Annotated in this window: 17 protein-coding genes; 11 read left to right on the forward strand and 6 right to left on the reverse strand. The window is 69.7% G+C overall.

The features are described 5' to 3' along the window. The first annotated feature begins 493 nt into the window (after positions 1-493). The 6 genes from ACIBJC_RS22860 to ACIBJC_RS22885 all read left to right on the forward strand — a co-directional run bounded on the left by ACIBJC_RS22860 (position 494) and on the right by ACIBJC_RS22885 (position 5368). Positions 494-931 carry a DUF3052 domain-containing protein gene (locus ACIBJC_RS22860; RefSeq protein WP_329827313.1) on the forward strand — a complete coding sequence of 146 codons (438 nt, stop codon included), beginning with the start codon at positions 494-496 and terminating at the stop codon, positions 929-931. A 249-nt stretch (positions 932-1180) separates the two neighbouring features. Continuing rightward, positions 1181-1657: a peroxiredoxin gene (locus tag ACIBJC_RS22865; protein WP_399295281.1), complete on the forward strand. Its 477-nt coding sequence runs from the start codon at positions 1181-1183 to the stop codon at positions 1655-1657. A 123-nt stretch (positions 1658-1780) separates the two neighbouring features. Further along, positions 1781-2356: a TerD family protein gene (locus ACIBJC_RS22870; protein WP_399295283.1), complete on the forward strand. Its 576-nt coding sequence runs from the start codon at positions 1781-1783 to the stop codon at positions 2354-2356. 308 nt (positions 2357-2664) lie between these two features. After that, positions 2665-3240, forward strand: coding sequence for a TerD family protein (locus tag ACIBJC_RS22875; RefSeq protein ID WP_329827316.1), 576 nt, complete (start codon positions 2665-2667; stop codon positions 3238-3240). A 51-nt stretch (positions 3241-3291) separates the two neighbouring features. Continuing rightward, positions 3292-4431: a DUF475 domain-containing protein gene (locus tag ACIBJC_RS22880; protein ID WP_399295285.1), complete on the forward strand. Its 1140-nt coding sequence runs from the start codon at positions 3292-3294 to the stop codon at positions 4429-4431. A 199-nt stretch (positions 4432-4630) separates the two neighbouring features. Continuing rightward, the gene (locus ACIBJC_RS22885; RefSeq protein ID WP_329827318.1) at positions 4631-5368 is read left to right on the forward strand and encodes a Tellurium resistance; all 738 of its coding nucleotides are present in this window, start codon (positions 4631-4633) and stop codon (positions 5366-5368) included. 102 nt (positions 5369-5470) lie between these two features. On the opposite strand, the gene ACIBJC_RS22890 is transcribed toward ACIBJC_RS22885, so the two are convergent. Next, positions 5471-6340, reverse strand: a complete 870-nt coding sequence (locus ACIBJC_RS22890) for a TerD family protein (RefSeq protein ID WP_399295288.1) — start codon at positions 6338-6340, stop codon at positions 5471-5473. Positions 6341-6558: 218 nt separating this feature from the next. Here ACIBJC_RS22890 and ACIBJC_RS22895 point away from each other — a divergent pair, with 218 nt between their 5' ends. The 3 genes from ACIBJC_RS22895 to ACIBJC_RS22905 all read left to right on the forward strand — a co-directional run bounded on the left by ACIBJC_RS22895 (position 6559) and on the right by ACIBJC_RS22905 (position 11179). Beyond that, positions 6559-7722: an HpcH/HpaI aldolase/citrate lyase family protein gene (locus ACIBJC_RS22895; protein ID WP_399295289.1), complete on the forward strand. Its 1164-nt coding sequence runs from the start codon at positions 6559-6561 to the stop codon at positions 7720-7722. Between the two features lie 116 nt (positions 7723-7838). Next, positions 7839-10358 (forward strand): phosphoribosyltransferase, encoded by a 2520-nt coding sequence (locus tag ACIBJC_RS22900; protein WP_399296001.1) that lies wholly within the window; start codon positions 7839-7841, stop codon positions 10356-10358. Continuing rightward, a complete protein-coding gene (locus ACIBJC_RS22905; RefSeq protein WP_399295291.1) occupies positions 10355-11179 on the forward strand; it encodes an HAD family hydrolase in 825 nt (274 codons plus the stop codon). The genes ACIBJC_RS22900 and ACIBJC_RS22905 overlap by 4 nt, the downstream gene beginning before the upstream one ends. Positions 11180-11184: 5 nt before the next feature. Here the strand turns inward: ACIBJC_RS22905 and ACIBJC_RS22910 are convergent, their stop codons facing one another. The 4 genes from ACIBJC_RS22910 to ACIBJC_RS22925 form a co-directional block, all read right to left on the reverse strand. Then, entirely contained in the window at positions 11185-11409 is a 225-nt protein-coding gene (locus tag ACIBJC_RS22910) for a zinc ribbon domain-containing protein (protein ID WP_329827321.1), read from the reverse strand. 10 nt (positions 11410-11419) lie between these two features. Next, the gene (locus ACIBJC_RS22915) at positions 11420-12046 is read right to left on the reverse strand and encodes a DUF4383 domain-containing protein (RefSeq protein ID WP_399295293.1); all 627 of its coding nucleotides are present in this window, start codon (positions 12044-12046) and stop codon (positions 11420-11422) included. A 205-nt stretch (positions 12047-12251) separates the two neighbouring features. After that, positions 12252-14081: an FG-GAP-like repeat-containing protein gene (locus ACIBJC_RS22920; protein WP_399295295.1), complete on the reverse strand. Its 1830-nt coding sequence runs from the start codon at positions 14079-14081 to the stop codon at positions 12252-12254. 100 nt (positions 14082-14181) lie between these two features. Continuing rightward, the gene (locus ACIBJC_RS22925) at positions 14182-14901 is read right to left on the reverse strand and encodes a hypothetical protein (RefSeq protein WP_399295297.1); all 720 of its coding nucleotides are present in this window, start codon (positions 14899-14901) and stop codon (positions 14182-14184) included. A gap of 406 nt (positions 14902-15307) precedes the next feature. Between ACIBJC_RS22925 and ACIBJC_RS22930 the strand changes: the two genes are divergently transcribed. Together ACIBJC_RS22930 and ACIBJC_RS22935 are read left to right on the forward strand one after the other, a co-directional pair. Further along, a complete protein-coding gene (locus ACIBJC_RS22930; RefSeq protein WP_399295299.1) occupies positions 15308-16405 on the forward strand; it encodes a hypothetical protein in 1098 nt (365 codons plus the stop codon). A gap of 47 nt (positions 16406-16452) precedes the next feature. Beyond that, positions 16453-16941: a hypothetical protein gene (locus tag ACIBJC_RS22935; protein ID WP_399296003.1), complete on the forward strand. Its 489-nt coding sequence runs from the start codon at positions 16453-16455 to the stop codon at positions 16939-16941. Between the two features lie 53 nt (positions 16942-16994). On the opposite strand, the gene ACIBJC_RS22940 is transcribed toward ACIBJC_RS22935, so the two are convergent. After that, positions 16995-18518: an RICIN domain-containing protein gene (locus ACIBJC_RS22940; RefSeq protein ID WP_399295301.1), complete on the reverse strand. Its 1524-nt coding sequence runs from the start codon at positions 18516-18518 to the stop codon at positions 16995-16997. Between the last annotated feature and the right edge of the window lie 9 nt (positions 18519-18527).

Genomic DNA, 18527 nt, shown 5'->3' on the forward strand with positions numbered 1-18527 from the left:
TTCGCTGGTCGGGAGGTGTCGTGCCCCGCACGCGAACGATGCGGTGCACGCCGTCGGGATACTGCTGCTACGCGGGGGTACGTACGCCGCATCCATCGTGTACCGCGACGACGGAAACGTCATCTCTACCGAGGGGTAACCCGGATTCCCCAGGAAATTCCTGGCTCCGGGGCCGCTCGGGGCCGGTTCTCGCGACGATCAAATCGCAACCTTACGCCCATCCCGTCCATCCGTTTCGTTCGGCCGTTCGGGCCGGATTGACGTACCGAAACGGCATAGCATGGCAAAGAAGGAGGAAACGTGTGGCCCAGGTCACGCGCGGTGGGGTCGAAGTGGCTGGAGATGCGTCGAAGGCGCCCGGAACGTCACCGTTTCGGCGGTCTCGGCGGCCGGGTACTTGCGCGATCCGCCCCGCCCGTGTGGACTACGGCCAATGCCCCGCGTACGCGCGCGGCCCGAAGCGTTTAATCGAAACATGATCAGGAGGCAATCCGTGAGCGCGACCGCGGACCACGCGGAGGAACGGACCAACCTTGCCGCACGGCTTGGGTTCGAACCCGGACAGGTGGTCCAGGAGATCGGTTACGACGACGACGTCGACCAGGATCTCCGCGAGTCCATCGAGGCCATCACCGGCCAGGATCTTGTCGACGAGGACTACGACGACGTGGCCGACGCCGTCGCTCTGTGGTTCCGTGACGAGGACGGCGACCTTACGGACGCGCTGGTGGACGCCATCGGTTTGATCGAGGACGGCGGAGTGATCTGGCTGCTGACGCCCAAGACCGGCCGTGACGGCTACGTCGAACCGAGCGACATCAACGAGGCGTCCCAGACCGCGGGCCTGTCCCAGACCAAGAGCATCAACGCGGGCAAGGACTGGACCGGCAGCCGGCTCGTCACGCCCAAGGCGGCGAAGAGCAAGCGCTGACCCCCGGCGCCGCCTCGGGCGCGCAATGAAGCGGCAGCCCCTGGTGCCACCACCGGTACCAGCAGCGCAGCCTTGAAGGCCCCCGCCGACCTCGTCGGCGGGGGCCCTTTTGCGTGTGTGCGTGATCTCGGGGCCACCGATCCCTTCGGGAGCCCTTTGCGTAGGCTCGGAGGTCCACCCGGCGTGTGGGCCGGATGCCGCCCCTGGCATCGGGACCGCCGCGCCGAGCCTTCGAAAGGACGTGCATCCATGGCGATCGAGGTCGGCACCCCTGCCCCGGACTTCGAGCTGAAGGACAACCACGGGCGGACCGTGCGGCTGTCCGACTTCCGCGGGGCCGACGCGGCCGGCGGCGCCAAGAACGTGGTGCTGCTCTTCTACCCCTTCGCCTTCACCGGTGTGTGCACCGGCGAGCTCTGCGCCCTGCGCGACGAGCTGCCCTCGTTCGTCAACGACGACACCCAGTTGCTCGCCGTCTCGAACGACTCCATCCACACCCTGCGGGTCTTCGCCGAGCAGGAGGGCCTGGAGTACCCGCTGCTGTCGGACTTCTGGCCGCACGGCAACGTTTCGCGCGCGTACGGCGTCTTCGACGAGGAGAAGGGGTGCGCGGTGCGCGGCACCTTCATCATCGACAAGGAGGGCGTCGTGCGCTGGAGCGTCGTCAACGCCCTGCCCGACGCCCGGGACCTCGACGAGTACGTCAAGGCCCTCGCGTCGCTCTGACGCGCACCCTGTTCTGACGCGACATCCCCGTATCGACCGCCGAAAACGCGCAAGGGCCGGGAACCGGTCACTAGGATCCAGTCGTTGATCGGATGCCAACGCTTCACACCATAGGGAGGACTCGTGGGAGTCAGCCTCAGCAAGGGCGGAAACGTCTCGCTGACCAAGGCCGCGCCCAACCTGACCGCGGTCACCGTGGGTCTGGGCTGGGACGCACGCAGCACCACCGGCAGTGACTTCGACCTCGACGCCAGCGCCCTGCTGACGAACGCCGAGGGCAAGGTCGCCATCGACGGGAACTTCATCTTCTTCAACAACCTCAAGAGCCCGGACGGCTCCGTCGAGCACACCGGTGACAACCTCACCGGTGAGGGCGAGGGCGACGACGAGGCGATCAAGGTCAATCTGGCCGCGGTCCCCGCCGACGTCGACAAGATCGTCTTCCCTGTCTCGATCTACGAGGCGGAGGGCCGTCAGCAGTCCTTCGGCCAGGTGCGCAACGCGTTCATCCGCGTCGTCAACCAGGCCGACAACAACGAGCTGGCGCGTTACGACCTGAGCGAGGACGCCTCGACGGAGACCGCGATGGTCTTCGGCGAGCTGTACCGCAACGGCGCGGAGTGGAAGTTCCGCGCCATCGGCCAGGGGTACGCCTCGGGTCTGCGCGGTATCGCCCAGGACTTCGGCGTCAACGTCTGAGCCGACCGTCCCTCCGTACCCCCGCCTCCGGCGCCGCACCTTCCGTGCGGCGCCGGACGCGTCCCCGGACCGGCCCGGACCGGCCCGGACCGGACCAGGTCCCCGCACCGGTCCCAGGTCCCGGGTTCGTACCGTCCCAGGTCCCGGGTTCGTACCGGTCCCGGAGAGTGGGTGCGCGGACACGGGCGGGGACGGCATGATCTCGGTACGGGCACGAACGGCATGACCGGGTACGGAACGGGCAGGACCTCAGGCGCGTCCCGCCTGTCAGCACGGCACGAACACCACCTCGGGGAGGACTCACCATCATGGGCGTCACACTCGCCAAGGGAGGCAATGTCTCCCTCTCCAAAGCCGCACCCAACCTCACCCAGGTGTTGGTCGGGCTCGGCTGGGACGCCCGCTCCACCACCGGAGCGGACTTCGACCTCGACGCCAGCGCGCTGCTCTGCCAGTCAGGGCGCGTGCTCGGGGACCAGTTCTTCATCTTCTACAACAACCTGACGAGCCCCGAAGGCTCCGTCCAGCACACCGGGGACAACCTGACCGGTGAGGGCGACGGCGACGACGAATCACTGATCGTCGATCTCCCCCAGGTCCCGGCCCACTGCGACAAGATCGTTTTCCCGGTGTCGATCCATGACGCCGACAATCGCGGCCAGACGTTCGGCCAGGTCGCCAACGCTTTCATCCGGGTCGTGAACCAGGCCGACGGCCAGGAACTCGCCCGTTACGACCTCAGCGAGGACGCCTCCACGGAGACGGCGATGATCTTCGGTGAGTTGTACCGGTACGGCGGTGAATGGAAGTTCCGGGCCGTGGGCCAGGGGTACGCGTCGGGCCTGCGGGGCATCGCTCTAGACTTCGGGGTCAACGTTTCGTAAAGCAGTACGCTGCGCGGGGGAAAACCCGTTAATCACCAGATGGGGTAGCCAGTGATCCTGAAAACCTTCGGCTGGTCGTTCGCCATCACGGCGATCGGCCTGGCCTTCGCGGCCTGGCAGTGGGGGTGGGAGGCGTTCGGGATCGTACTGATCCTGTCGGTCCTTGAGATCTCGCTGTCCTTCGACAACGCGGTCGTCAACGCCGGGATCCTGAAGAAGATGAATGCCTTCTGGCAGAAGATCTTCCTCACCATCGGCATCCTCATCGCCGTGTTCGGTATGCGACTGGTCTTCCCCGTCGTCATCGTCGCCATCAGTGCCAAGGTCGGGCCCATCGAGGCCGTCCAACTGGCGATGGACGATCCAGGCCGTTACGAGGACCTGGTCACCGACGCCCACCCGGCGATCGCCGCCTTCGGTGGCATGTTCCTGCTGATGATCTTCCTGGACTTCATCTTCGAGGACCGGGACATCAAGTGGCTCGCCTGGCTGGAGCGCCCGCTGGCCAAGCTCGGCAAGGTCGACATGCTGTCGGCCTGCGTCGCGCTGATCGTCCTGCTGGTCACGGCCATGACCTTCGCGACCAACGCGCACACCAGTACCGGGTACGCGGACAAGTCGGCCACCGTGCTGCTGGCAGGCATCGCCGGTCTCATCACCTATCTCGTCGTCGGCGGTCTCTCGGGCTACTTCGAGGACAAACTCGACGAGGAGGAGGAGCGCGAGCACGAGGAGGAGGAGAAGGCCAAGGCCGAGGGCAAGGAGGTCTCCGCGATCGGCCTGGCCGGCAAGGCGGCGTTCTTCCTCTTCCTGTACCTGGAGGTCCTGGACGCGTCCTTCTCCTTCGACGGCGTGATCGGTGCCTTCGCCATCACGAACCACATCTTCTGGATGGCGCTGGGCCTCGGCATCGGCGCGATGTACGTCCGTTCGCTGACGGTGTACCTGGTCCGTGAGGGCACCCTGGACGACTACGTCTACCTGGAGCACGGCGCGCACTACGCGATCGGTGCGCTGGCCGCGATCCTGCTCATCACCATCGAGCACTCCATCAACGAGATCATCACGGGTCTGGTCGGGGTCATTCTCATCGCGGCCTCCTTCTGGTCCTCCGTGCGCCGTAACAAGGCGCTCGAAGCGGAAGGCGGCGGCAAGGACGCCGACGGGGACAAGACGGCGCTCCACGTCTGAGCGCATGCTCCGGTGAGCCCTCCCGTGAGCCGGTGCTCAGGGGTGTGACACGGAGCGGATCCAGGGAACCCTGTTGAACGGGGCGGCCAAGAGGCGGGAGCCTACCGGCCGCCCCGTTCTGCCGTGCCGATATGACGGACTTTTGGCACGCGGGACGACGAGCAGGACGACGAGTGGACGACAGGAGTGGGGTGGGGGCATGGCCTTCTGGGACAACCTGTGGCAGGGGCAAAGGGCATCACAATTCGATTCGGGCAGCGCGTCCAACTCCATCGAGCTGACCAAGCGGCGCCCGACGATCTCGCTCTCCAAGCAGGGCGCGGCGACCGGTAACCTCCGGGTGAACCTCTCCTGGCAGATGCGCACCTCCGACATCGGGGGGCGCTCGCGCCAGAGCGGCAAGCTCCTGGGCAACCCGCTCAAGCTCTTCAAGCCCGAGGTGGTCCAGGCCCATACGCAGGGCGTGGTCAATGTCGACCTGGACCTCGGCTGCATGTACGAACTGATGGACGGCAGCAAGGGCGTCGTACAGCCCCTGGGCAACTTCCTCGGGGACCTCAACGACCCGCCGTACGTGAAGCTCAGCGGCGACGACCGGTTCGGGGCGGGCTCCGGGGAGACCGTCTATGTCAACCTCGACAACCGGGACGAGATAAAGCGCCTGCTGTTCTTCGTCTACATCTACGACCAGACGCCCGCGTTCAACCGTACGCGCGCGCATGTGACGCTCTACCCGAGCAACGGCCCGCGGATCGAGATCGACCTCGACGACGACGAGCCGCAGGCCCGGTCCTGTGCCGTCTTCTCGCTGCAGAACGTCAAGGGCGATCTGGTCGTCCGCCGCGAGGTGAAGTACGTGTACGGCTTCCAGGCCGAGTTGGACCGGCTGTACGGCTGGGGCCTCCAGTGGGGCCGCGGCTACAAGGCGAAGACCTGAGGAGAGGCGGCCTTGACCGGGAAGGACCGGTACGGGCGCCCCGGGCCGCGTGGACTGACCGACGGCGGTCCACCGGCCGGTGGACCGCCGTCGTGCGCCGCGCTACTGGCGGGCGAACTGCGGGCCCATCGGAGGCAGCCTGAAGTGCGGATCCGGGGCGGGCGCCGCCGCGGCGGCCGGCTGCGGATAGCCGTACGCGGGCTGCGGACGCGGCGCCGAGACGGGCTGCGGATAGCCGTAGGGCGGCTGGGCGGCGGGCAGGTCGGGCTGCGGATAGCCGTACGCGGAAGGCGGGACCGGGAGCGGCGGGAGCTGGGCCGCGGGCCGGGTGGCCTCCGTGGCGTCAGGCCCGGGGTGGAACACGGTGTCGGCGCCGGGGTCGGCGGCGATCGTGCCTTCCTCCGGTGCCTCCGCCCCGGCCGGCCCCTCCGTGTCGTCGACCGAGATGCCGAACGCGGTGGCGAGGCCGATCAGCCCGGTCGGATACCCCTGCCCCACGGCGCGGAACTTCCAGGAGTCCCCGCGCCGGTACAGCTCACCGCAGATGATCGCGGTCTCCTCGCCGGTCTCCGGCTGGACGTCGAAGACGGCCAGCGGCTCCCCGTCGGCCGCGCCCGCGTCGTACAGCATGATCCGCAGGTCGCTCACGTGCTGGAAGCTCGCGCCGTCCGAGGAGGCGGCCAGGACGACCTGTTCGACCGAGGGGTCGAGCGCGGTGAGGTCCGCCTCGACGGAGTCGGTCAGCCATTCGCCGACCTGCTTCTTGGGCAGCCTGCGCACCACCCCGGACGGATGCCTCGGCTGGTTGTAGAAGACGAAGTCCTCGTCGGACCTGACCCGGCCGCCGGAGCCGAGCAGCAGCGCCGAGGCGTCCACATCCGGGACCCCGGCGCCGGGAGACCAGCGCAGCACGGCCCGTACGGCCGTGGCGTCGAGGGGGACGTTCGAGCCCTTGAGCATCGCGTGCGTCATACCGGTCATCCTGCCTTCCCACCGCCCACGGGGACAACGTGGCGGCCCCTCCGCCACGTTCCGTACCGCCGGCCGTACGGCCGGTACGTCGGTGGAGCCACCGCGAAGCAGACGAGTTACCAGGATTTCATGCGCCCGGGGAACTCTTGACACCCGTCCATACGTACTATTACCGGCCACATGACCAACGGGCCATATTGGCGGTACGGGGGGTTTACATGCGTCATTTCGGGCATATCCCGCCCGCTGCCCGCAAGGGCCTGTTCCACCAGGAACCGTGCGAGTTCACCGCCGGGTCCCCCGCCAGGCTGCTCTCGGCCGCACTCGGGGCCACCCTCTACAGCCCGGCGACCCGGCCCCGGCTGGCGGACGACGTCCTGAAGCAGGCCGGGCGCGGAGTCGTCTCCATGGTGCTCTGCCTGGAGGATTCCATCCACGACGCCGAGGTCGAGGACGCCGAGGCCAACCTGGTGCGCCAGTTCGCCGACCTCGACGAGCGGGGCGCCGGGACACCGCTGCTCTTCATCCGCGTCCGCGAACCGGAGCAGATCCCCGACCTCGTCCGGCGCATGGGCGCCTCGGTCCGGCTGCTGTCCGGATTCGTACTCCCCAAGTTCACCGAGGAGCGCGGCACCGCCTTCCTGGAGGCCCTCGCCGAGGCGGAGGCCGCCTGCGGACGCACGCTCTACGCCATGCCCGTCCTCGAATCGCCCGAACTCCTCCACCTGGAGACCAGGACGGCGACGCTCACCGGCATCGCCAACGCCGTCGACAAGTACCGCGAACGGGTCCTCGCCCTGCGCCTGGGCGTCACCGACTTCTGCTCCGCGTACGGACTGCGCCGCTCGCCCGACATGACGGCGTACGACGTGCGGATCGTCGCCGGGGTCATCGCGGACGTCGTCAACGTCCTGGGCCGCGCCGACGGCACGGGCTTCACGATCACCGGCCCCGTCTGGGAGTACTTCCGGCTCCAGGAGCGCATGTTCAAGCCCCAGCTCCGCCGCAGCCCCTTCCTCGAAGGGCGCGCGGAGGAGCTGCGCACGGCCCTGATCGAGCACGACCTCGACGGCCTGCTGCGCGAGATCGAACTCGACCGCGCCAACGGCCTCATGGGCAAGACGTGCATCCACCCGTCGCACGTCCCGCCCGTACACGCGCTGTCGGTCGTCAGCCACGAGGAGTTCAGCGACGCCCAGGACATCCTGCGCCCCGAACGGGACGGCGGCGGGGTGCTGCGCTCCGCGTACACGAACAAGATGAACGAGGTGAAGCCGCACCGCGCCTGGGCCGAGCGCACCCTCCTGCGGGCCGAGGTCTTCGGCGTCGCCCGCGAGGACGTCGGCTTCGTGGAGCTGCTGACCGCCGGACTCGCGGAGTGAGCGGGCGGGAACGGACGCGCGGACCACGGAGCGCCGCCACGGAGACGCTCACGGGCACGGATACGACGACGTTCACGGATACGGGGAAGATCACGGACACGGAGGAGAACACCGGCATGGTCTGGTCGGGCACATGGGTCGCCGAGCGGCTGGGCATAGAGCTGACCGGCGACGACGGACTGCGGGACCTGCTCGGTCTCGCCCTGCGCCGCAACCCCAAGCGCGCCCACCTCCTCGTCTCGAACGTGCTGGGCAAGCACGTGCCGCAGAGCCCCGCCGTCGTCCACGGAACGGGCGTCCGGCTGGGGGAGCGGGTACGGGAGCTGCTGGGCGCGGACGTCGCGCGGGCGCTGGTGCTCGGTTACGCCGAGACCGCGACCGGGCTCGGTCACGCGGTCGCGGACGGCGTGCGCCACGCCCCGTACCTGCACTCCACACGCCGCGCCGTCGCGGGCGTCGCGCGCGCGGGCGGCTTCGAGGAGTCCCACTCGCACGCCACCTCCCACCTGCTGCTGCCCGAGGACCCCGGGCTGCTGGCCTCGGACGGGCCGCTGGTCCTCGTCGACGACGAGTTCTCCACCGGCAACACCGTCCTGAACACGATCCGCGCCCTGCACGACCGCTACCCCCGGCGCTGGTACGTGATCGTCGCGCTGGTCGACATGCGGTCACCGGCCGATCAGGGACGGCTCGCCGAGTTCGCCCGCGAGATCGGGGCGCGCGTCGACCTGGTCACCCTGGCCTCCGGTACGGTCCGGCTCCCGGACGGTGTCCTGGAGAAGGGCCAGGAGCTGGTGGCGCGCCACGAGGCACCGGTAGGGGACGCGGCGCCGGGCACGCCCGCGCCCACGCTCGACCCCCGGCCGTCCCGGGTCGCCCTGCGCTGGCCCGCCGGGGTCCCGGACGGCGGCCGGCACGGCTTCACCCCGGCCCACCGGGCGGAGCTGGAGGCGGCGCTGCCCGCGATGGCCCGCGACCTCGCGGCCGGCCTTGGCGGGGCCCGGCGCGTCCTCGTCCTCGGCTTCGAGGAGCTGATGTACGCGCCGCTGCGGCTGGCCGTGGAACTGGAGCGTACGTACGGAGCCGGAGCCGGAGCCGGAGACGGAGACAGGGACGCGGGGCCGGAGGCACGCCCGGAGGTGCGGTACTCCACCACGACGCGCTCGCCCGTGCTGGCCGTGGACGACCCCGGCTACGCGATACGCAGCCGCCTCGTCTTCCCGGCCCACGACACCGCGGCGGACGACGGCGGCGACCGGTACGCGTACAACGTCGCGGGCGGCGGCTTCGACGCCGTCGTCGCGGTGGTCGACTCCGTCGCCGACACCGCCGCGCTGCACGCCCCCGACGGCCTGCTGGCCCGCCTCGCCGAGCACACGCCCCGCGTGCTCCTGGCGGTCGTCCCCTCGTACATCCCCTCCCACAGCTCAGAGACGCCCAGCCCGGAGACGCCCAGCCCGGAGACGTACCTCTCAGAACGACAGGACCCCCTCATGCCGGCCGAACCCCTCCGGGGCCCCGCCTTCTCCTCGTACGCGCCCGAGGACGTCGGCTGGCTCCTCCAGGACCTCTCCGACGTCGAGCTGGAGGCCCCGACCGAGGAGCGCGAAGAGGCCATCCAGAGCGGGGGCGCGCACTACGCCGAGTCCCTGCCCGTGGAGTACCAGCCGAGCGAGCGGTACCAGGAGCTGTACGCCGCCGCGCTGGAGACCTCGGCCGCCCGGGTCGCCCGCGCCGTCGGCACGGTCACCGAGACCGTCCTCGCCGAACGCTCACCCCGCCCCGTACTGGTCTCGCTGGCCCGCGCCGGCACACCCGTCGGCGTCCTGATGCGCCGCTGGGCCCGGCACCGCCACGGCCTGGACCTGCCGCACTACGCCGTCTCCATCGTGCGCGGCCGGGGCATCGACGCCAACGCCCTGCGCTGGCTCGCCGCCCACCACGACCCGGCCGACGTGGTCTTCGTCGACGGCTGGACCGGCAAGGGCGCCATCACCCGCGAACTGGCCGACGCCCTGGCCGGGTTCGACGGCTTCGACCCGGAGATCGCCGTCCTCGCCGACCCGGGCGGCTGCGTACGGACGTACGGCACCCGCGAGGACTTCCTCGTCCCCTCCGCCTGCCTCAACTCCACGGTCTCCGGGCTGATATCCCGTACGGTGCTCCGCGCCGACCTGGTCGGCCCGGACGACTTCCACGGCGCGAAGTACTACCGGGAGCTCGCCGGGGCCGATGTCTCGGAGCACTTCCTCGACACCGTCGCGGCCCGCTTCGACGAGGTCGCGGACGCCGTCGACGCCGAGGTCAAGGACCTCCTCGCCGCGGACCGCGCCCCCACCTGGGAGGGGTGGGCGGCCGTCGAGCGGATCAGCGAGGAGTACGGCATCCACGACGTGAACCTGGTCAAGCCGGGCGTCGGCGAGACCACCCGCGTCCTGCTGCGCCGCGTCCCCTGGAAGATCCTCGCGCAGCGCGGCGCGGGCGCCGACCTCGACCATGTGCGGCTGCTGGCCGAGCAGCGCGGGGTGCCCGTCGAAGAGGTCGACGGCCTTCCGTACACCTGCGTCGGGCTGATCCACCCCCAGTACACGCGGGGCGCGACCGGCGCCGACGGCAAGGCGGTGGCCACCCCGTGACCGCCACCGCCCCGGGCACCCCGGTCCTGGTCGCCAGCGACCTGGACCGCACCCTCATCTACTCCGCCGCCGCCCTCCAGCTCCCGATGTCGGACGCCCAGGCGCCCCGGCTGCTCTGCGTCGAGGTCTACGAGAGCCGGCCGCTGTCGTATCTGACGGAGACGGCCGCGGCGCTCCTCGACCGGCTCGCCCGCACCACCGTCTTCGTACCGACGACGACCCGTACCCGCGAGCAGTACGGCCGGATCCATCTGCCGGGCCCCGCGCCGAAGTTCGCGATCTGCGCCAACGGCGGGCATCTCCTGGTCGACGGTGTCTCCGACCCGCGGTGGCAGGCCGAGGTGGCGGAGCGGCTGGCCGCCGAGTGCGCGCCGCTCGCCGAGGTCCGCGCGCATCTGAACGCGACCGCCGACCCGGCGTGGCTCCTCAAGGAGCGGGTCGCCGAGGACCTGTTCGCCTATCTGGTCGTCGAACGCGCGCTGCTGCCCGAGGGCTGGGTGAAGGAGCTGGCCGGCTGGGCGGGGGAGCGCGGCTGGACGGTCTCGCTCCAGGGCCGCAAGATCTACGCCGTACCGCGCCCGCTCACCAAGAGCGCGGCCATGCGGGAGGTGGCCCGCAGGAGCGGTGCCGGGCTCACCCTGGCCGCCGGTGACTCGCTGCTCGACGCGGACCTGCTGCTGGCCGCCGACCGCGCGTGGCGCCCCGGCCACGGCGAACTGGCCGAAGCGGACTGGCGCGCCCCGCACGTCGACGTACTCCCGCACACGGGTGTCGCGGCGGGCGAGGAGATCCTGCGCCGCCTGCTGGACGCCGCTTCCTGACGGCCTCAGCCGCAGCAGCCGCCCCCGCAGCAGCCGCCGCCCCCTCCGCCACCGGCGGCGGGGGCCGGGGCGCCGCCCTTGGCGGTGCCGCCGACCGCGACGGTGGAGAGCAGCTTCACGGTGTCGGCGTGCCCCTCGGGGCAGGACGCGGGCGCCCCGGACTCCGCCATCGGGCGGCTGAGTTCGAAGGTGTCACCACAGGAGCGGCAGCGGTACTCGTAGCGAGGCATACGCCTCAGATTATCCGACGCGCAGCCGCCCCCGGGCGCTGTCGTCCATGGCCCTGCGCCGCTGTTCACGCTCCGCCTCCTCCGGGTGGCGGGCCCGCCAGTACGGGTTCTCGTGCGGGAGGCTGCCGCTGACTCTGCCGTACATCCCGAAGAACATCAGCAGCAGCCCGACGACAAAGCTGAAGAGCACGTTCTGGAGATGGAAGGCGAGGAAGTTGTAACTGGTGTCCAGCAGCGCCAGATTGACGAAACCGCTGAGGATGAAGAGGACACCGAGGACCATGTTGACGGTCGACGCGGTGTTCCCGCCGATCACCATGCCGGCCAGCAGCAGCACCCCGACGCAGATGGACAGGACGCTCAGCGTGCCGTTGGCGTTGAGCCCCGCGACCTGCTGGCCGCCCGTACCGAAGAAGCCGATCCGGTCCATCAGCCCGAGGATCCCGAAGGCGATCAGGGCCAGCCCCATCAGCCCGGCGCCGACACGGTAGACCTGGTTGAGCCGGTGGTCCAGCGGAAGCTGCTGGTCGAGCCTGACGCGCCGCCGGTGGGTGCCTCGCCGACGGGTGGACCGGCGGCCGGCTCCTCGGTTGCGGGGGACGGCGCCGGGGGAGTGGCGGATCGCTGGGCTGGCCATGGGCGGCCTCCTTCGGGGGCGGCACGCAGGTGGTACGTACGTATCCGTGGGTATCCATGCGTATTCGTGCGTATCCGTACGTTTCCCCATGGTCCGCCCGCCGGGACGGCCCGACAACTCGACGGTCCGGACGGTCCCGGCGGGCGGCCCTGATGCCGCCCGCCCGGCCCAGCCGCCCTGAAGCGTGCTTGAGGTCCTCCGAGGACTACCGGGTCCTGAAGCGGCGGAAGAGGTTTCGGGCCACGTGCACTCCCGGGCCGCCGAAGCCGACGATGTCGACGCGCCCGTCACCGGTGATGTCGGCGAGGAAGCGCGGGTGGCGGTCGACCCGCCAGCCGCCCGCGTCCTCGTTGTACCCGAACCCGCGGCACACCATCTGGGCCTGCTCGAACGTGCCGTCGCCGCGGCCGTGCGACACCCAGACCCCTTCGTCGCCGAAGCCGATGATGTCCGGGGTGCCGTCGCCGGTGATGTCGGCGAGGAGCCGCAGGTGCTTCCCGCTGGTCCACCGCTGGGCGAGCCCGAAGTCGTTCAGGACGAGCTTCGAGGGTTCGAACGTGCCGTCGCCGCGTCCGCGGGAGACGACGACGCCCTGCGGGCCGAACCCGACGATGTCCGGTACGCCGTTCCCCGTGGTCCCGACCAGGAACCGGGGGTGCTCCTCGACCGAGGTCCACCCCTGGTCGACCCCGAAGTCCCCGAGGACGTACAGAGGGTCGGCGAACGTCCCGTCCTCGTCCTGGAGCGATACCCAGACGCCGTCGTCGTGGCAGCCGACGATGTCGAGCCTGCCGTCCCCGGTGGTGTCGACGAGGAAGCGGGGATGCTTGCCGACCAGCCAACCGCCCGCCTTCTCGCTGTGCCCGAAAGCCCGGAGAACGGGTTCATCGGCGAGCGGCGCGTACGTTCCGTCCTCGTCCTGGAGCGACATCCAGACGCCGTCGTCGTGGCAGCCGACGATGTCGAGCCTGCCGTCCCCGGTGGTGTCGACGAGGAAGCGGGGATGCTTCTCGGTAAGCCACCCGCCGGCCTGCCCGCCCTGTCCGAACGCCCTGAGGACCAGCTCGCCGCCCGCGGGCGCGAAGGTCCCCTCCTCGTCCTGCCGGGACACCCGGACACCGTCGGCGGAGAGCATGACGACATCAGGCCTGCCGTCGCCCGTCGTGTCCACGAGGGTCCACAGGTCCGCCGGCCCCGGGGAGGGCACCGGCCGGTGCAGGACGCGCTCGTCGTCGAACGTCCCGTCGCCCCTGCTGGACGACGTCACAAGTCCCTTCGCGGGTTCGAACCCTACGATGTCCGCCCGCCCCGCTCCCGTGGTGTCGGCGAGGAACCGCGCCCCGGCCCCGGCCCACCAGGCCGGTTGCCCACCGGGAGAGGGGCGGGACCCGTCGGCTTTCCACCCACCGGCGTCCTGGTCGCTCCCGAACCGCTCGGCGACGAGCAGGACGTCGCTGAAGGAGGGCGTCGCGTCGGGTGCCGGCCGCAGCGCGGTCGAGTGGACCAGCCGCCAGGACCGGCGGCCGTTCCAGTGGGTCAGTGGTGCCCAGCGCAGTACGGGGTCGCTGGTGCGCTCGGGCTCGGCCGGGACGAACCGCCACCGCTGGCTCTCCGTGTGGTCGTCGTACTCGCGCAGGACGATGCGGGGGTCGTCCTCGCCGGGGTCGGCGAGGTCGAGGACGGAGCCGTCGGCCGCGCCCTCGATGAAGTAGAGGTCCGCTTCGCCCTCGACGGGGACGACATGCCACTGCTGGCCCTTCCTGCCGGCGGCGGCATCCCACTGGCGGACGCCGCGGTCCGCGGCGGCGGGGTTGTCGAGCACCTTGCCGCTGACCGCGTTGCGGATCACATAGACCCCGTCGTCCTGCGCGGCCTCTACGGGGGTGAGCTGCCACTGCTCCGGACTCGGGCCGCCATCGGGGAAGTCACGGGCGACGAGCGCCCCGTCCGCGCCGGGCGCGGCCTTGGCGCCGAGGGTCTTCCCCGTGGCGGCGTTGACGATCTCCAGCTTCAGTTCTTCCGTGGGCACGGGCATCGTGGTGCCTCTTCCAGGCGGTGCGGGCGTGGGCTCGGGAAAGGTGCGGCCCGGGAAAGGTACGGGCTCGGGACGGGTGCGGTGCGGCGGTGGCCGCTGATCACGTGAAGACGTGGTGGTAGGGGACGTTCCACTCGCTGGGCAGCCGCGGGTAGAACGTGTTGATGACCGTCCCGGTGAAGTCCCCGCCCCAGTTGTAGGTGAGACGTACTTCGCTGTCGGCCGTCACCGCGTGGTCCTTGAACCCGAGGATGGCGTCGGGGTGGGTGATCGGTACGAAGGTGATCCCGCCCCACGGCGTCACCGTGACGATCCAGAGCTGGGTGTCCTCGGCCGCGCCGTTCTTCCCGCGCCACTTGGCGCCGACCTTGCCGGGGAGGCCGACCTGGACGGTGTCGGCCGTGCTCTTCGGCGCCTCCTGGTGGGCGGTGACGCGCCTGCGCTGCGGCTTCGGCGCGCCGTCGTCGCCGCGTCCGCCGTCGGCCTCGCCGGCAGCGGCGGGCTTGGGCGACACCTGGCCCGCGGCGCTTTCGAGGAAGTACAGCGGTCGCTGCCCGAAGAAGCCACCGGGGGTGATGTACCAGAGGTGGCCCTGCGCCTCCTTGGTGGCCGGGTCGAGGGCGGTGGCCAGCTTGACCCCCTTGTCGTGGCTCTCCTCCTTCAGCTCGGCGGGCCGCAGATAGCCGCCGTTGAAGGCGTGGGCGAGCATGACCGGACGATTCTCGACCAGTGCCGCCACGATTGCGTTGTCGTAGCTGTTCACCGCCACCGGTCCGCCGACCACCAAATTCGCCATAGCCGTGCGTTCTTGGGTGTACATCGCGGAAACCTCACCTGTTCTTGATATGGAGAACAACGCGTCGGGCGCTCAGTGCAGTGGTTTATCACGCGGCATTGCCGCAAGCCCAACCGCTCTCGATCGAAACGACTCCGAAAGCGAATGAATGACCGAGTCAAATGCCATCAAAAACGGCAAAGACCCAGGTCAAAGCACTCGAAGGTGGGGATTCCGGAAGGTTGTCGATCGTGTGAACGGCAATGGCCAGAGCTTTCATTCATCTGATGTGAGGGTAGCCGGTCAACCTTGATCACCCGATTGAGCGTGATGCTCGCAAGTGTCTTCTCCGGCAATGGAGCCCGTGATAGCTTCGATTTTCGGAACGTGTGCAGATTCCTGTTTCCACTTCACCGAGCGCGGTTCGACCGGATCAGTCTGAGGACAGAAATTGCCTTCCCACGCGTACAACCTGGAACGGGCCAAGCGCCAGCCGCTGACCAAGAAGAACCTGCGGGAACTCAACATCGAGCAGACCTGGAAGTCGATCCTGGACCACCCGGACCTGGTCTACGTCGACGACTACGGGGTGCGGCACAGGCCCGTCGGGTTCTCCGTGAACAAGTCGACATTCGGCTCTTTCCCCGGGTCCGCGACCCAACTGGGCTGGCTCGCCTACATGAACCTCGGGGAGCCGCTGATCGAGGAGCGGCGCAACATCCATCAGCCCCCGCCCGACACGTTCTCCTCGCGTGCCTACGTCAACCGCAGCCAGACGTCCCCGATGACCTTCACCGACTCGGTCGATTTCACCGTGTCGAACGGGGTCACGTGGTCGCTCCAAGGGGACGCCCGGCTCACCTTCGGCGGCAGCGTCAGTGCGTCGCTCCAGTTGCAGCTCCAGAATCAGCTCCGGATGGACCTCCAGACGCAGCTCCAGACGCAGCTCAAGAACGACGTGGCGAACAAGAACGCCAACACCGTGACCAACAAGAACAGCAAGGACAGCATCGGGGTGGACAACGCCAACACCACCGAGACGGCCATGACGAACTCCGCGTCGAACTCCGCATCGAACGCGGTGACGAACTCGGTGGCGTTCACGACCCAGGGCAGCGCCACCGGCAACGCGGCGCTCAACGCTCAGTTGGCGCTGGGCATCACGGCCTCTGTCGGTGGCTCCCTGACCACCAGTTGGGCCTCGAAATCGCAGATCTCCGGCACGGTCCCGCCGGGCTCCCGCGTGGAGACGATCGTCTCGCAGCGGCGTACCCGCAAGCAGTACTCCTACGAGATCCCGGTGACCTTCTCCGGGCTGCTCGCGGTGAACTACGACGTGCCGGTGGCGGTCCTGTCTCCCCCGCAGCCCGGGGACTACCCCGGCCTCGCCCCGTTGGTCGCCCGCGACATCGGCGATCTCGACCTGGCGGGCGGCGGCTTCCGCATGAAGGGGCTGGCGGAGGTCGTTTCCGCCCTGGAGGTCCACCACACGATGTTCGACGGCGAGAGCTTCGCCGACAGCCAACGAGAGCTGCACAAGCAGCCTTGACCGGGCGGGCGGCGCCGCCACGACCACGACGATCAGGGGTGACCACCATGGTGTTCGACAACATCTTCGGCTTCGCGGGCAGGGGCGCGGGACTCTTCTCGGTGACCACCGACGGCGCCAGACCGCAGCCGGGAACGGGCGTCGACTTCGAGGACGCCGACGACGACACATACGACGACACGAGCACGAGCCTGTTCAACAGCGCGATCCACGGGGCTTCCTCCCGCGCGAAGATCGTGCAGGAGCAGTCGCCCGAAGCCCGGGCCATCCTGGGCTTCCTCGGCTCCTTCATCCAGACCACCCAGGCATCGGCCGGCGCGCAGGCCCAGTACGCGCAGAATCCCGGCTCCGTGTCCACGGCGGCATCCGCCGGCATGCGGGAGTCGAGTGCGACGGTGACGGAACACAGCGGCCTCCAGAGGGACGAGGACCTGGAGAACAAGCCGAAGAAGAGCGACTACACCCAGGCCCCCAAGGCCCCGGAGACGCCGAAGGCCTCCAAGCCGGCCGCCGAGGAGCCCTCCGGCTCTCAGTAGTTCCCGGCTTCCGAGGGGGGCAGGGGCGAGTCCGCCCCTGCCCCCCTCACGCATCACACCGGAAGCAACTGCCACTGCCGGTCCCGGTGGTCGCCCTCCGCCCCGTGCTGCTTGATCACCGTACGGGCGTTGGTGTCGACCCGCAGAAGCAGACCGCTGTTCCGGTTCGCGATCTCGTACACCCGCTGCGAGCCGCTCGTGGAGCCCACCGGGATCAGCCTCCACTGCTGGTGACGTGCGGCACCACCTTCATAGGCGCGCTGCGCGACCACCGCCCCGGCCGCCTCCTGCGCGCCGACGACCTCCAGGACCCGGCCGCTGCGCACGTTCTCGATCGTGTACAGGACGTCGCCGTTGTCCTGGCCGGCCACGACCAGCCGCCACCGCTGGTGAGCCCTGGGGGCGGCGAGTGCCTGGTGGATCTCGGCCCCGTCCTTGGTGGACTCACGCAGGACCGCCATCCGCAGCTTGCTCCGGACGTTGGCCCAGGAGACCACCGTGCCCGAATCGGGCAGCCCGGCCATCCTCGCCGAGGCGATCTTCCGCACCCGGTGGTTGACGTGGTCCGTGATGTAGAGAGCGTCGACGCAGTCCACGGCGAGCCCGAACGGGCTGTTCAGCCGGGCCGAGGCCGCCGGGCCGTCGTCTCCGTCGAAGCCCGCGGTGCCTGTGCCGGCGACGGTGCTGATCTTCCCGTCGGTGGTGATCTTCCGGACCCGGTGGTTGTTGTGGTCGGAGATGTAGAGGGTGTCGGCGCTGTCCACTGCTACCGCCAACGGGACGTTCAACCGGGCAGCGGTGGCCGGTCCGTCGTCTCCGCCGAAGCCCGCGGTGCCTGTGCCGGCGACGGTGCTGATCTTCCCGTCGGTGGTGATCTTCCGGATGCGGTGGTTGTTGGAATCGGCGATGTAGAGGTTGCCCGCGCTGTCCACCGCCACCCCTCGCGGGTTCCGGAGCTGGGCTGAACCCGCAGTTCCGCCGTCTCCGCCGAAGCCCGCGACCCCGCTCCCTGCGACGGTGCTGATCTTCCCGTCGGTGGTGATCTTCCGGACCCGGTGGTTGTGGTAGTCGGCGACGTAGAGGGTGTCGGCACTGTCCACCGCCACCCCCACCGGGAGGTTCAGCCGAGCAGCGGTGGCCGTTCCGCCGTCTCCGCCGAAGCCCGCGACCCCGCTCCCTGCGACGGTGCTGATCTTCCCGTCGGTGGTGATCTTCCGGATGCGGTGGTTGTTGGAATCGGCGATGTAGAGGTTGCCCGCACTGTCCACCGCCATCCCGCGCGGGCAGTTCATCTGGGCCGAGACAGCAGGGCCGTTGTCACCTCGGTAGCCGGCCCCGCTCCCCGCGACGGTGCTGATCTTCCCGTCGGTGGTGATCTTCCGGACCCGGTGGTTGTGGTAGTCGGCGACGTAGAGAGTGCCGGTGCTGTCCACCGCGATCCCGATCGGGCGGTTCAACTGAGCCGAAACGGCGGGCTCGTTGTCCCCCGCGAATCCCGCGACCCCGGTCCCCGCGACCGTACTGATCGGAGGGGCGGAGTTCTCGCCATCTGTGGCTGCCGCGTGGGCAGTGCTCATCGTCATCCC

It is taken from the genome of Streptomyces sp. NPDC050509 (assembly GCF_044457965.1).
In the GTDB taxonomy this organism is placed as follows: Bacteria; Actinomycetota; Actinomycetes; order Streptomycetales; family Streptomycetaceae; genus Streptomyces.